Source organism: Legionella busanensis, assembly GCF_900461525.1.
Classification (GTDB): domain Bacteria; phylum Pseudomonadota; class Gammaproteobacteria; order Legionellales; family Legionellaceae; genus Legionella_C; species Legionella_C busanensis.
In genome coordinates this window covers 2,862,240-2,877,117 of the sequence record NZ_UGOD01000001.1, presented here as the reverse complement: position 1 = coordinate 2,877,117, position 14,878 = coordinate 2,862,240, and the positions used below count along the sequence as shown (strand labels likewise).

Sequence of the window (14,878 nt, the reverse complement as noted above, 5' to 3'; positions counted from 1 at the left end):
AAGATGAATAATAAGTATTATTACTAGCGAGAGTAAGGAACTTAGAAATTATCTCTTTAAAACACTTTTTAGTTTTAAGAGAATATCTAATTAAGGAAAGGCATGTTAATGGATTTTTTCCAACTTTCATCGATACCAGATAACCAAATACAAGGTGTTTACAGTTTACCTTTGGTTATCCTTTCCTATTTAGTTGCAGTTGGCGCTTCTTATGTCGCGCTTGATATTGCTAATCGGGTACGGGATATTGGCGCCTCTTTTACTAATAAGCTTCGATGGATTTTAGGTGGAGCTTTCGCCATGGGTGCGGGTATTTGGTCAATGCACTTTATTGGCATGCTTGCGTTTATCATGCCTATGCCTATGGCCTATGATCCATTTCTGACTGGCTTATCAATGATAATTGCTATCATTGCTTCCGGCATTGCCTTTTTGCTATTGCAAAATAAAAAAGTCAAAATAAACGCGCTCGCACTGGGTGGAATAATACTAGGTTTATCGATTGCCTCAATGCATTATGTGGGCATGGCTGCTATGTTAGGCATGGAAATACGATATCTACCAAGCCTTTTCTTGCTTTCCATTGTTGTAGCGATTATTGCCTCTGAGGCTGCTTTATATTTAGCTATAAAAAGTTCGCAATTATCCACTATAAAGGCGAAAGTGCGTTTAAAGGTTAGTAGTGCCCTCGTCATGGGGGCGGCTATTTGTGGGATGCATTATATCGGTATGGAAGCTGCTATTTTTACACCGGAGGCTAATCATGTTCATACAAGCCATGCGGTTAATCATAATATATTAGCTACTAGTATTGCGGTTGTCACTATTGTGATTATGGGTATTGCCCTTATTATTTCTAGCTTGCAAGCCAAATTACATGCTAACTCAGTCGAAATGGCACGCAAAGCTGGCATGGCAGAAGTAGCTTCTAACGTGCTTCATAATGTAGGAAATGCTTTAAACAGTGTTAATGTCTCCGCAGCACTAATTACCGATCATTTGAAAAATATCAATATACAAAATTTAATAGATTTAAATAGCTTAATTAGTAAGCATGAGCAAAATTTAGGTGAATTTATAACTGCTGATCCTAAGGGCTCAAAAATACCCATGTTTTTAAATAAAATGGCTGAGTATTGGCATAGTGAATTTGAAGCGGCTAAAAATGAATTAAATCAATTAAATGAAAATGTTCAGCATATAAAAAATATTATTGTAGCGCAGCAAAAATTAAGTGGCGTTGTCAACTTCGAAGAGCTAGTTAATATTGAAGATGTTATTGAAGTAGCACTAGTTATGGTAAGCATCAATTTTAAGCGACATAATATTAATATTGACAAAGATTATGCGAAGCTGCAACCAGTCTATATTGATAAGTCTAAATTAACTCAGATCTTAATAAATTTAATTGATAATGCTAAGCAATCTCTTTTAGCTTCTAGCCAAAATGATAAAACTATTACTATACGTCTAGGATTGATAAATGAATCTCAATTTTATATTGAAATTATTGATAATGGCCTGGGTATTACTGCACAAAATTTAACTAGAATTTTTCAGCACGGTTTCACTACTAAGAACAATGGTCATGGATTTGGTTTACATGCTAGTGCTATAGCTGCTGCTGAAATGAGAGGAACTTTAAAAGCGAGTTCTGAAGGTAAAGGAAAAGGCGCTACGTTTAAAATAGCATTCCCTTATAAGATAGGTAAGGATTTTTCTTTAGAAAGGACGCGAGAAGAGTATGTTTAAGATTCAAAACAACAAAATTTTGTTAGTAGATGATAATCAGTCAATCCATGAAGATTTCTATAAGATACTCAAAGTAAAAAATGAGAAGGCAGATGCATTTCAAGAAACATTTAATAATTTATTTAATCCAACTGATATACCAGAAACTCAGGAAACTCAAACTCAAGCAATAACGTTACATTCAGCGTTTCAAGGCCAAGAAGCGTTGCAATTAGTTAAAAAAGCTATGGAAATTGATGAACCTTATGCGCTTGCTTTTGTAGATATACGTATGCCTCCCGGATGGGATGGCGTATTAACCATTAAAAAAATATGGGAAGTAGACCCTAATATACAAATGGTTATTTGTTCAGCTCATTCTGATTACTCTTTAGAGGAAATTTCAAAGATATTAGATGGTCAAGATAATCTCCTTATTTTAAAGAAACCTTTTGATGTTATTGAAGTTAGGCAATTAACGTCGGCTCTTTTAAAAAAATGGGCATTAAAAAGCGAAGTTGCGCTGCAAATTAAAAATTTAGAGCAAGCAGTAGCGGAGCGTACTACCGAGCTGCAAAATGTAAATAGCAATTTAGATAAGAATTTAACACTTACTAGAGCTACAATTGAATCAACCCAGGAGGGTATTCTTGCGTTAGATCAAAATGAAAATATCTTAATTTATAATCAGAATTTTTTAGATTTATGGAATATTCCTGTAGAAGTAATGAATGAAGCAAGTTCATTAGAGGTATTGAAAAAGCTGGCTTCACAAGTTGAAAATTCAAGCGATTGTTTAACCATGATTCTAAATTTATGTAAGCAACCAAAAACAGAGAGTGTAAAGGAGTTAAAATTATATACAGGACAAGTGTTTGAATTATATTCTCACTACTTTTCTCATGGTTTAGAAGGTGATACACCGGGTGTTGTCTTAAGCTTTCGAGACATTACTGAAAATAAACAGTTGCAAGACGAGCTTCTTCATTTAGCTACACATGATGCTTTAACTGGTTTACCAAATCGTATCATTTTAATGGATCGCCTTGAGCAAGCTATAAGCTACGCTAAACGTAGTAATCTACTTGTTGGTATATTTATACTTGATTTAGATAATTTTAAACAAGTTAATGATACGCTTGGCCATAAAGCTGGCGATGAGTTACTTAATCTAGTTGCAATAAGAATGAAAAATTGTTTTAGGGAATCTGACACGATTACCCGATTTGGCGGGGATGAATTTGTAATTATTTTGACTGGGCAAATTAATTTTGATAATTTTACGGTCATAGCTGAAAGTCTACAAGGAATCTTTAATACTCCTTTTTCAGTTCAGGGAAACCAAGTTAAAGTAACGGGTAGTATTGGCATTAGTGTCTATCCCTTAGATGGAGAAATTCCAGACGATTTATTAAAAAATGCTGATACAGCACTCTACCATGCCAAAGACACAGGTAGGGATAATTTTAAATTTTATACTTCTGAGCTTAATTATAATTTAATCAAAAGAGTAGAGTTGGAGTCTGCACTGCAAAAAGCGATAGAGAATGAGGAATTTGTCCTTTTTTATCAACCACTTTTCAGTGTGGCGTCAAATAAAATAATAGGTGTTGAGGCTTTATTAAGATGGAATCACCCTACCTTAGGTATGCTTGCGCCTAACAGTTTCCTCGCTACTGCAGAAAAAACTGGATTAATTATTCCAATTGGTAATTGGGTTTTAAACACAGCCTGTGCACAAACTAAAAAATGGCAAGAAACTATCTTTTCAGATTTATCTGTCGCAGTGAATATTTCTGGCAGTCAAATATTAAGAAGTGATTTTATTCATATAGTTAAACGAGCTCTTCAAGCAAGCGGTCTTGAGCCGCGTTATCTGGAGCTAGAAATTACAGAACATGTTATTTTAGAAAATTCTATTGATGTTTTTAATACTATGAAAATTTTAAGAGATATGGGTATTAAAATTGCAATGGATGATTTTGGCGTTGGTTATTCTAACCTTAATTATGTTAAATTTTTTCCTTTTGACAAAATTAAAATTGATAAAAGCTTTATCCAAGATATCACCACTAATATCTATGATAAGAATATAATCGAAGCCATTATTAATATGACTAAATCAATGGGGCTACAAATTTTAGCAGAAGGCGTCGAAACAAAAGAACAACTTGAATTTTTACGCGCTCATCATAGTAATCAAATTCAAGGTTATTATATTAGTCATCCTTTACAACCCTCTGCTGTGTCTGATTTTTTGAAAAACTTTAAATTTAACTAAGCAGTATCCCTGAAGTTTTGTTAGACAAGATTTAATTTTGACTTGATCACAGATTTTTCAATTTTATTTCAATCTTCCTCCTCTCCCACGCTAGGTGTTTCGATAGTATGATAATGCTTTTCGCGGGAGAGGAAGATGTCAAAAATGGTCACTAATAACAAGCTGTGGTCTCGTTTAGAAAATTACTTCCGAAGCCTAAAGGTCGTCGTGGTAAAGATGAGCGCCTATTTATGGAATAAAGGCTGTTATTCCAAGTAAAAAGAACCGCTTAAATCCAACGCTCCATGAGCGCGATATCTACAATTTAAATCCCAGCCGATTTGCTCGAAGATGATACCAAAAATGTCTCTTAGCATTGGTACTATTTTTCCATAAATCGCGAGCTCGTTGTCTTAGAGTGGATTTGTCCATTTCCCTCTCCCCAACCCTCTCCCGCGAAAAGTATTACCATACTATCGAAACACCTAGTGCGGGAGAGAGGGCAGAATGAAGTGAAATTAAAAATCTGTGCTCAAGTCAAAATTAAATCTTATCTAACAAACCTTCAGGGACGTTACCTAAATAAGTAATAAAATTATAGCCTATTGTTTTCTAGTTAAAAGTATTGTTTTTTGTTTTAATATTTTTTTTATTAATCCATTTTTTAGCTTTCTTTATCTGTTTTGCCTTAGGCTGTGAATTATTATATCGAGTTATAGGTTGTGGTTTTACAATTGATTGCGGTAAATTATGGACTGGTTCAAAATCATTAATTTCAATACGATTAAGCTTCTTCTTTATCAATTTTTCGATGACAACTAATAATCCTACTTCATCGGCACTCACAAGGGAAATTGCCTGGCCTGTAGAACCTGCTCGACCTGTTCTCCCAATGCGGTGCACATAATCCTCAGCAACCTGGGGTAAATCAAAGTTAATAACACAGGGCAATTTTTCAATATCCAGACCGCGCGCAGCCAAGTCCGTAGCAACTAAAATCTGTACCTTGCCTTCTTTAAACTCAGTTAAAGCTTTAGTCCTTTGTGATTGAGATTTATTGCCATGAATCGCCACTGCATGGATTTGAGCCTCTGCTAATTGTTTCACAAGCTTATTAGCGCCATGTTTAGTGCGTGAAAAAACAATAGCTTGGTCCCATTTATTATGATGAATAAGATGACAAAGGAGGGCGGCTTTACGAGCTTTATCAACTGGATGAATAATTTGCTTTATATTAATTGCTGACGTATTGCGGGGCGCAACATCAATTTCAACTGGATTATGTAATATTCCTTTCGCCAAAGCCCGAATATCATTTGAAAATGTTGCAGAAAACATTAAATTTTGTCTTTTAGGAGGTAATAAACGAATAATCCGTTTTATATCGTGTATGAAACCCATATCGAGCATACGATCTGCCTCATCTAGGACAAACATTTCAAGCTTATCAAGTTTAACTGCATTTTGTTGATGTAAATCAATTAAACGACCAGGAGTCGCTACTAAAATATCAACACCTGAACGGAGCTTCATCATTTGAGGATTAATTTTGACACCACCGAATACTACAGTAGAACGTAACGTTAAATTCTGACTATACTCTTTAATGCTATCGCAAACTTGTGCTGCCAATTCGCGTGTTGGAGTAAGAATTAAAGCTTGGATTCGCCTATCTTTAGCACGTGGGTTCTTGCTTAAAAGTTGTAAGATAGGCAATACAAAACTAGCCGTTTTACCAGTACCAGTTTGCGCTGAGGCTAAAACATCTTGTTTATTTAAAATAGGTGGAATGGCTCTGGACTGAATAGGTGTGGGGGTATTGTAGCCTAATTTATGCACGTTTTGTACTAAAGTATCCATTAAGCCTAAGGCTTGAAAGTTCATTTTTTTCCTTACTAGATTAAGAGCGTGGTTTACAAAAGATAATAATTAATTGATAGTCAGTTTGACTCTTTTATAATTTATTCGAGCCTTATTTTATCATAGTTTAAAGGAAAAAACTTGCGCTATAAATTTTACCTCTTTATAAGTGAATTATTATAAAAAATCACAGAAACTTGATAAGGATAGCATTTTGCTTGTTTAATAGCTTCTTGCCGTAAAATGTTAAACATATGACGCTTAGCTAATTGGGGTATCTTCTAAATAAAAAATATTTAATTCTGTCATACGTATTTGTCCGGCGGTGGCTCATTATAAATTATCCAAAATGATCCAATTTGACGTATAGCTTCCGTAAATTGAACGAAATCAACCGGTTTTACTACGTAGGCATTAACATTTAAGTTATAAGCATTGACTAAGTCTTGCTCTTCCTTGGAAGAAGTTAAGATAACCACGGGAAGCTTTTTTAAATTAGCATCTGTCCGAATGGATTGTAAGACTTCTATTCCATTTATTTTAGGCATCTTTAAATCAAGTAAAACAAGAATAGGTTGTATTTTTTCTCGATTACTATAAGTGCCTTTAAACCGTAAATAATCTAAGGCTTCTTGACCATCTTTAACCCAATCAATGGTGTTATAAATTTTTTCATTTTTAAGGGATTTAATAGCTAAATCTGCATCCAATTTATCATCTTCAACTAATAAAATATGCCCGGGTTGTATCATATTATTCTCCTAGCACTTTTTTAGGAAGCGTAAAATAAAATTGCGCTCCTTTATCTAATTCGCTGGTTGCCCAAACACGGCCGCCATGACGAGATATGATTCTTTGGACATTTGATAAACCAATCCCATTTCCTTCAAATTCAACTTCAGTATGTAAGCGTTGGAAAACACCAAAAAGCTTATCAGAATAGGTCATATCAAACCCAACTCCATTATCCTTTATAAAGAAAATGCACTCATCAGAATCATCTTCATGACCGATAGTAATCACTGCAACTTCTCTGGTTTTAGTAAATTTTAAGGCATTAGAAATTAAATTTTGCCAGACAATACGCGTTAGATTTGGATCAACGTAAACTTCTGGTAGAGTAGAGATGTGCCACTCTATTTTTCTATTTGGCATTTGACTTGTTAATTCAGTAATAACAGAGTCAATTGTTTCATTAAAATTTACATTCTGTTTATTTAAGGCAAAACGTCCAGCATGCGAAAAAGCTAGTAAATCATCGATTAATTGTCCCATCCGTTTGGCTTCGGTACTTATAATTTGAATATATTCATTTATCTCTGCATCATTTAGCTTATTAACTTTATCTTGTAAGAACTTAATATAACCAATGATATGTCGTAAGGGAGCACGCAAGTCATGAGAAACGGAATAACTAAACCCTTCAAGCTCTTTATTTATTGCTTCTAATTTGTTCTTTTGTTGTTTAATTTGCTGCTCATTTTCTTTTCTTGTGGTGATATCTTTAAAGGTAACAACACCGCCTATGATTTTCCCATTTTCTATGATGGCTTTACTTGTATAATCTGCCCAAAAATAACTACCATCTTTACGCCAAAAAACTTCATCGTCTCTTTGCTTGGTTTCTCCTGTCGCCAAGGTATGATAGACAGGACAGTCAGAAATTAAATAAGGACTGCCATCAAATTTTTTATAATGGATTAAATCATGTTGACGTTTTTGTATAAGTTCTTTTTTTTCCCAACCTATCATGTTTGCTGCAGCTGAATTGACGAATATAGTTTTGCCACTTATATCGACACCATAAATACCCTCACCAGAGCTTTCTAGAATTAAATAGCTCAGTTTTTGAGCGTCATGTAATTTTTTCAACATATAAGCTAGCATAGCTAGCAACACAGACAATAATAAGCCAGTAATAAGGGTAATAATAGGAATGACTGTATAATATAAACCAAGCAAATTTTGAGATGGCCATAATTTTAATGTCCAATTATGATTAAGTAACTTTAGGTTTATATTTTGAGCAAGTTGTTTAGCCTGAACGCCTGTATTGGTAATATTATCGTTAGGATAAAGGCGATGATTTTTATCTGAAATCATCATGTGCATGTGATTCTTAGTTTGCATATCTAAAGCGTTATCAACAAATACTTGCATGTCAATGGCATTAAATAAATAACCATCAAACCCATTTTTTGTATATAGGGGAATAAAGATAGGTAAGGCAATTTGCTTATTATCAAGTATAATAGGTGAGCCAGATATTGCTACTTTATTTTCCTTTTTATTAAGTGCTTTAGTTGGTAAAAAAGGCATAGATGAAGTTAATAAAACTTGATTTTGACCTTCAGGAATATGCCACTTAAGTTCATTATTTTGATTAAGCCAAGCCATGATTTTTAAGGCAGGAAAATCGGTTAAATATGCTTGGCCATCGGATTGCCAAGCTAGTCTACTAAGACCATTAGCTTGCTGCCAGCGCAAAGAAACTCGATGCAACGCTTGAGTTAGACGTTCAAAGTCGTTTTTAAGTTTATTAGAAATTTGTGCTTTAGCTTCATGAATCGCTAATGATATTTGTTTTTGTTCCTGTCTTACTTGAAAATGCCATAAAGCAATAGAAATGATAGCGCTAGTGAAAAACACCAGTAATATCGGCAATATATCAATAGAACTTAAAATGCTTTTTTCTTCACGACCAAGCCATAAAATATAACTTAATCCCAACGCTACAAACGCAAACGTTGAATGTATCGACATCAATGTAAAATTTGACCAGCCAGTTTGCCAGTCAAATAAATATCCAAATAAGGGTAATGCACCTAACAAAATAATAAGCGATGCTAATAATAAGCAAGCTAGCTTTCTGTCTTGATTTCCCAGAGAGGGGGGATGGAGCCAAATGATAAGGCCTAAAAGCAGAAAGCAAAAGGCTGTATTAGGTGCCATTCGTCCAGGATGCGAAGTTTGTACGGTAATATAATGAGTCATAAAAAACTCATCAATATCTAAATTAATTTTTAAGAGATATTCTAAGAGAGTGAGTGTGCATAATAGAATGATTAGGCTAGCAATAAAAAGTGCAGTTTTTTTTGCATCTAGGTATAAACAAAGGAGTGCCAATCCTGATAAAAAGAAATTTAAAGCACCATTAAATTGCATGGGCGCAAAATAAGGCGATACTTGAATAATTAAGGTATTGTGGGTATACCAGCCAAACAATACTATTAAGCCTAATAGACTTACGAGAATAGCTAATATAGGACTAGCTAATGATAGTTTATTGATAGGAATAGAACTTCTCACTTCTTCTCCTGTAAGTGTTAAAGTCCACTGCCGTTGTTTTATTTTAAAATCTACTTATTAGTTAAGTTTAGGAAATAATCAATCTAATTACTAGATAGGTCGCTGTTCTATAAAAGCCGCAGAAAAATAGTTTAAAATTTGTTAGATACAGACTGACATTATCTTTCCAATCATTAAAATTTATTAACTAAGATCTTAAGTAACAAACTTGAATAGTATTGCTTCTTATTGTTAATCTACTCCACATTTCTATGCTCTTTTATAATTCATAATGGAAAAAATAACTAACTCATTAGAAAAAAATCTTAAGGGATTTTGTCCATTTTATTTTTTAACTACGGGAGAACGCCTTACTCGCCTACAAGGCTTATTTCCTATGATTGATAAGCTTTACCAGACTTATACCCAACAATATCATGTTCCTGGTTATACTTTTGGCCTTATGCTAGACGGACAACTTATACATAATGGCAGCGGTGGGTATCTAGATATTCATCGGAAAATTCCAGTAACCACAAAATCTCTTTTTCGAATTGCATCTATGACTAAAAGTTTTACAGCCACGGCTGTTCTTAAATTACGGGATCAAGGAAAATTAGGCTTAGATGATCCAGTCATTAATTACATACCTAATTTAAATTATTATCCGCCCCTTATAGATAACTCATTAGTCACTATTCGCGATCTATTGATTCATCATGCTGGGTTTCCTAAAGATGATTCTTGGGCAGACAGGCATTTAGATTTATCTAAGCAAGCCTTAGAAAACCTAATAAGACAAGGCTTTTCCTGGGCACACTTACCAGGGACTACTTTTGAATATAGTAACCTAGGTTATGTTTTGCTTGGCATGATTATAGAGGGAGTTACAGGACAACGTTATCAGAAATTTATTGAAGAAATGATATGGCAACCTTTGTCAATGCAAGAAGTAGCTTGGGAAGTGAGTAGCATAAATAACGATAATTTAGCACGAGGTTATCGTTGGCAGGTCAATCATTGGCAAGAAGAGCCTCTGCTGCAAGATGGTTGTTTTGCAGCGATGGGTGGCATGCTCTGTTCGTTAGAATCATTCAGTCGTTATGTTGCTTTTCATCAACAAACAAATAGCTTTACGCAAAATATATTAAAGCCAAGCTCTTTATATGAAATGCAAAGAGCTTGGTGTATTCACCAGCTAGATTCAAGTTATCGATTTTTAGATGGAAAACAAACAACAATAATGCGAGGTTATGGCTATGGTTTACGTTATTTAAAAGATAGCGAAGATAAAGTTTATATTGGCCATGCTGGCGGATTACCTGGCTTTGGTAGTAATTGGTTTATTATGCCGGATTATGGGCTTGGCTTAATTCTCTTAACCAATGTTACTTATGCGCCAACCACTGAAATTAATTTACAGATATTAAATACTTTAATTAATGAAGCACATTTAACAAAACGGCAGCTAAGCATCTCACCTGTATTAGACGCGAAGAAAAAAGCGTTAATTACTCTTTTACCTAATTGGCAGGATGCAAAGGCAAGTGATATTTTTGCTGATAACTTTTTCCTAGATTTTCCAATAGAAGATTTAAAAAAGCAGACTCAGGCTCTATTTGAAGAGGCAGGATCTATCCTTTATTATAGTGATGTTGTTGCCGAGAGTCAGTTAAGTGGATTTTTTATAGCACATGCTAAAAGGGCTAAGATTAAGATAAGCTTTTATTTAACACCACAAAATCCAGCTTTAATCCAAGACTGTAAGTTTACCTTAGTATAAAGTATCTTGTTCGTTATTGAGAAAAAGTAAATAACCTTAATTTGAATTTGAACAGGTATATGGTTCATCCGATTCTACGCCAGCTAAGCCTAGAAGCGTGTGAAAATACGCTAACGTTTGGTATCGCTATCTTATTTTAAGATATCATTTACGTGCTGTTGTATTAGGCGATGGGTCTTTAAATGAGCTTAACATGCCTTCATAAAATAGACGATTACTTACTGAAATATCACCTGAATAAGGGTAATCAAAACTTAAGGCTATGGCTACATTAAAGCCAAAGACAATAGAAAAAAATAATATTGGTGTCGTGTTTAGAAATCCCGATTCACCGCGAATTAAACCTAATATAACTACAAGAAAAATGGAGCCTATAATAAGGGATGAACTTAGTTTCTCAGGTATAATACTCGTTAATCGAGACAGCCTATCGCGTCTTGCGTTTAAAATTGTATCAAGATTTTTTAGACATTGAGAATAATATATCTTTTCTAGATTTGTTTTAGGGTCAAAAGATTGTAAAGTAAAAAATAAATTGTTAAGTGCATTCCAGGCATCAGGGCTTTCCTTGCCTTCCTTCATTAAAGTCCATTCTTGGGTTCTCACTAAAATGGTATAATCGCGAATTCCTGCCATAAGTTTGTTTTTTTCCGGTGCAGGAAACACATTAATATTGCGTACCATTGCAGCTAAAGCATCCGCTTCTGTCGCTATATCATCTTGTGTTTCTAATAGATAGTTCCATGTATTGATAATAATAAAAGCAAGTAAAACAGAAAAACCTGTGCTTAATATTCTAATCAGTGCATTAGATAATGAACGGTGATCTTTATCAATAGGAACTGTAATTAACTGAGTTGAAATAATGACAGCTAAATAAGAAATAATAGTAAGCACTGATATACATAATATAACCAGCCACCAAAATGGTACTGCATTAATTAATTCACGGGCCATCCTATTTCCTATGATTAAGTAATACTATTAATTAAATAACTTTAGCACAGTTAATATCCATTATAGCAACCATAAGATTGCACCTTTCTAAAATAAGCTCTTTATCAGGTAATGGTTTTACTTTATTAAAGAGAGTATTGCACTAATTCACGCAAAACGGTTGTAGCATAAGAACCTGCTGGTAAAGTAAAAGACAATTCAGCAATATTATCTAAAATTTGATATTGCAAATTTTGGGGATGTAAAATATTAGCACGCCAGGCCTCTTCTAATCCCTGTTGGATTAATCCTGTCAACCAAGGCTGCCACTCTTGATAGATTTCATTTATAAATGATGATGCCTCATCAGCAACTTTATTTTTATTTTTACCAGGTAAAGGGCTAGCAGGGGAGAGATCTTTGTCTTTTATTCGCTGTAGTATCGTCTCTTCTACATTCTCAAGGGTAAAAATACTTTTAGAGCCACTTAATTGCATGACATCGCCTTTAATCGGCACATTCCAATTACCACGAGCAACGCGCTTAGAAAGAATTAAATTATAAAGCCATGAACGTGCTGCCGAACAATACATGCCTCTTAAAAATCGGTCTTTAACTTTACGATTTTCTACCAAGATGTCTTTTGCTTTGAATAGGTTTCCAGCATCACGGCCAAAACGTTGTTCGCCAAAGTAATTAGGCACACCCGTTATTTTAATTTGTTCAATGCGGTGCGTAAATTGTGCTTGTTCAGTTAAATTTTTTAATCTAATTTTAAAGTGATTGCCAGTTAGAAATCCTGGTTTTAATTTTTTAATATGGCGCGCGGTTTCAATGACTTTCCACCCAGGTGCTTGTAATGTTTCAATATCAGGAATAATTTCGCCCGGTGTATGTACACTTAGCCATTGAATAGTTAATGCTTGACGATCTTTTAAACCTGCATAGCTAATTTGCTTTATTGGTTTATTAATTAAGCGGCTTAAAGATTTGACAACTTCTTCTGTTGTTAAACCTCGTTTTTCAATTTTTAATAAGGTGTGCTCGCCTTCACCACTAAATGCTTCATTAAAATACTCAATAACTTGAAAATCTTCTGGCTCAAGCTTAAATTGAGCTATGGATTGAGGTTTACTATAAGCATAAGACCAGTTGAGAGCGTACATAAATCTTTCTATCTGCAGCAAAAATGAGAAGTATAACGTGTTTAAGTTATTTCACATAGCTCAAGTATAATAAGCTTATTAACTTCTTAAGTATTCCTTAAAGTAATCAAAAATAGTTTAAGTACTTATAACAAAGAGCTTTTTTAAATTTAATCTGTGTTATTTAAACTATCAATTCCTTGTGAAAATAGTAATATAAAATAAATAATAAATTTTAATAAATGAGCTATGCTATCTTTTAGGAAGAGTAAAAAATTTTTTCTCACATTCGGAATAGTGGGGGCGCTTATTTCAAATTCAACGTTTGCAGGGCAGGGTCGTGGTGATTATCACGTACTTTATCATGGCCAATCCATTGATGATTTGGTGATAAAGTATATGGAAAAAAATAATATTCCTGGCCTATCATTAGCAATTGTGCAAGCACCTTATATTACCAGGGTGGTTGGTTATGGTATTGCTGATATTCAAAGCCAGCAATTAGTTTCATCAAATAGCGTATTTAATGTTGGTGAGATAACTAATGTTGTGACTGCAATTGCCATCATGCAGCTTAAAGAAGAAAGAAAACTTAAACTTGAGGATTCGATTACCAAATACCTTCCCTCTTCCTTAGGATTGTCCTCCCAATGGAACGCTATTACGATTCAAGATTTAATCATGCACAGTTCTGGGTTAGCTAGTTACACAGATGAGCCTAGCTTTGATTTTGCTAAAGATTATACACCTACAGAAATTATAAACATTATTAAAGATAAGCCCTTATTATTTAATTCAGGAACACAAGCTTATAAAAGTAGCACTAATTATTATTTACTTGGCCTTATTATTGAAAATACAAGTGGCATGTCCTATGAAGATTATGTAACTAAAAAGCAGATTGAACCTTTAGGCCTTAAACATACTTATTTTATTGCCAATAAACATGCTATCAAAAATGAATTCAGTACTGAAAATAGTTCATCTAAACATAGTCAATTCTTACATGTGGCTGAATTAATTAACCCAACTGAATTAGCAAATGGCTATTTACAAGAGAGCAGTGGAAGTTTAGTTGCTATCAAGCCAACAAGTTGGAGCGCTTCTTTTGCCAATAGTGGGCTTATTGCATCAAGTGCTGATATTAGCACCTGGGATATAGGCTTAGCAGGCGATATTTTAGTTAAAGACGCTAAAGATAGGGCTTTTCTATTTAATCCTATTACCTTAAAAAATGGGAAAACCATACCAGGCAATACAGGATGGTTATTTCCAGGGCGAAAAGGATTAATGGAAATAAAAGGCAACATGCCTGGTTATTCTTCCTTCCTTAGCCGGTTTACAGCGCCCGATGAATTATTGTGTGTTACCTTGCTAGCCAATAAAGGTGATTTGCCAGATTTAGATATTTTAGGGCGTAAAATCGCTGGTGCTTTTGATGCTCGCTTAGCAGCACCCTTAACCGCGCCGTGGGTAGAAACTATCCAAAGTCCTTATTCTGTGAAAGAAACAATGGAGCGTGTTGCTACTTTAGTTAAAGCACAAGGCGGTAAGGTATTTGCTCATATCGATCATAGTGGGGAAGCTCAACAAGTAGGCCAAAAACTACCGATGACTGAAGTATTAATTATTGGGAATCCTGCTAAAGGAACTGCCATGATGCAAGCAATCCCTGCTATCGCTATTGATTTACCTCTACGTGTGATGGCAACGACAGATGAAACAGGCCAAGTATGGTTAAGTTTCACTGATCCAGTAGCCTTAGCCAAGGAATATACAGGTGACGCTAAACAAGCTCAATTATACAAGCCTATTGCCATGGCGGTGCGTAAACTCTGCCAAAGAGCTGTCTCACCTTATACCGTTAACTAAGTG

At 34.5% G+C, this 14,878-nt stretch carries 9 protein-coding genes; 4 read left to right on the top strand and 5 right to left on the bottom strand.

The window, feature by feature from the left end:
* The first annotated feature begins 102 nt into the window (after positions 1–102).
* On the top strand, positions 103–1,752 hold the full coding sequence (locus tag DYH30_RS12685) for an MHYT domain-containing protein (protein ID WP_115332011.1): 1,650 nt from the start codon (positions 103–105) through the stop codon (positions 1,750–1,752).
* Positions 1,745–4,012: an EAL domain-containing protein gene (locus tag DYH30_RS12680; RefSeq protein WP_115332010.1), complete on the top strand. Its 2,268-nt coding sequence runs from the start codon at positions 1,745–1,747 to the stop codon at positions 4,010–4,012. Before DYH30_RS12685 ends, DYH30_RS12680 begins: the two co-directional genes overlap by 8 nt.
* Positions 4,013–4,603: 591 nt before the next feature.
* Here DYH30_RS12680 and DYH30_RS12670 read toward each other — a convergent pair.
* From DYH30_RS12670 to DYH30_RS12660, 3 genes are all read right to left on the bottom strand, one after another.
* Positions 4,604–5,875: a DEAD/DEAH box helicase gene (locus DYH30_RS12670; RefSeq protein ID WP_115332009.1), complete on the bottom strand. Its 1,272-nt coding sequence runs from the start codon at positions 5,873–5,875 to the stop codon at positions 4,604–4,606.
* 281 nt (positions 5,876–6,156) lie between these two features.
* Positions 6,157–6,603 carry a response regulator gene (locus tag DYH30_RS12665; protein ID WP_115332008.1) on the bottom strand — a complete coding sequence of 149 codons (447 nt, stop codon included), beginning with the start codon at positions 6,601–6,603 and terminating at the stop codon, positions 6,157–6,159.
* A gap of 1 nt (position 6,604) precedes the next feature.
* Positions 6,605–9,160, bottom strand: a complete 2,556-nt coding sequence (locus tag DYH30_RS12660) for an ATP-binding protein (protein WP_115332007.1) — start codon at positions 9,158–9,160, stop codon at positions 6,605–6,607.
* Between the two features lie 271 nt (positions 9,161–9,431).
* Here DYH30_RS12660 and DYH30_RS12655 point away from each other — a divergent pair, with 271 nt between their 5' ends.
* Entirely contained in the window at positions 9,432–10,922 is a 1,491-nt protein-coding gene (locus DYH30_RS12655) for a serine hydrolase domain-containing protein (protein WP_115332006.1), read from the top strand.
* Positions 10,923–11,066: 144 nt separating this feature from the next.
* On the opposite strand, the gene DYH30_RS12650 is transcribed toward DYH30_RS12655, so the two are convergent.
* Positions 11,067–11,879 carry a bestrophin-like domain gene (locus DYH30_RS12650; protein WP_115332005.1) on the bottom strand — a complete coding sequence of 271 codons (813 nt, stop codon included), beginning with the start codon at positions 11,877–11,879 and terminating at the stop codon, positions 11,067–11,069.
* Between the two features lie 125 nt (positions 11,880–12,004).
* Complete coding sequence (gene truD / locus DYH30_RS12645; protein WP_115332004.1) at positions 12,005–13,024, bottom strand: tRNA pseudouridine(13) synthase TruD; 1,020 nt, start codon at positions 13,022–13,024, stop codon at positions 12,005–12,007.
* Positions 13,025–13,300: 276 nt separating this feature from the next.
* On the opposite strand from truD, the gene DYH30_RS12640 reads away from it, so the two are divergent.
* Entirely contained in the window at positions 13,301–14,875 is a 1,575-nt protein-coding gene (locus DYH30_RS12640; protein ID WP_242604740.1) for a serine hydrolase, read from the top strand.
* Positions 14,876–14,878 lie beyond the last annotated feature (3 nt).

What these genes read in the sequence shown, in the direction of transcription:
- DYH30_RS12685 (WP_115332011.1), top strand. Translation starts at nt 103, where the DNA reads ATGTTAATGGATTTTTTCCAACTTTCATCGATACCAGATAACCAAATA.
- DYH30_RS12680 (WP_115332010.1), top strand. Translation starts at nt 1,745, where the DNA reads ATGTTTAAGATTCAAAACAACAAAATTTTGTTAGTAGATGATAATCAG.
- DYH30_RS12670 (WP_115332009.1), bottom strand. Translation starts at nt 5,875, where the DNA reads ATGAACTTTCAAGCCTTAGGCTTAATGGATACTTTAGTACAAAACGTG.
- DYH30_RS12665 (WP_115332008.1), bottom strand. Translation starts at nt 6,603, where the DNA reads ATGATACAACCCGGGCATATTTTATTAGTTGAAGATGATAAATTGGAT.
- DYH30_RS12655 (WP_115332006.1), top strand. Translation starts at nt 9,432, where the DNA reads ATGGAAAAAATAACTAACTCATTAGAAAAAAATCTTAAGGGATTTTGT.
- DYH30_RS12650 (WP_115332005.1), bottom strand. Translation starts at nt 11,879, where the DNA reads ATGGCCCGTGAATTAATTAATGCAGTACCATTTTGGTGGCTGGTTATA.
- truD (WP_115332004.1), bottom strand. Translation starts at nt 13,024, where the DNA reads ATGTACGCTCTCAACTGGTCTTATGCTTATAGTAAACCTCAATCCATA.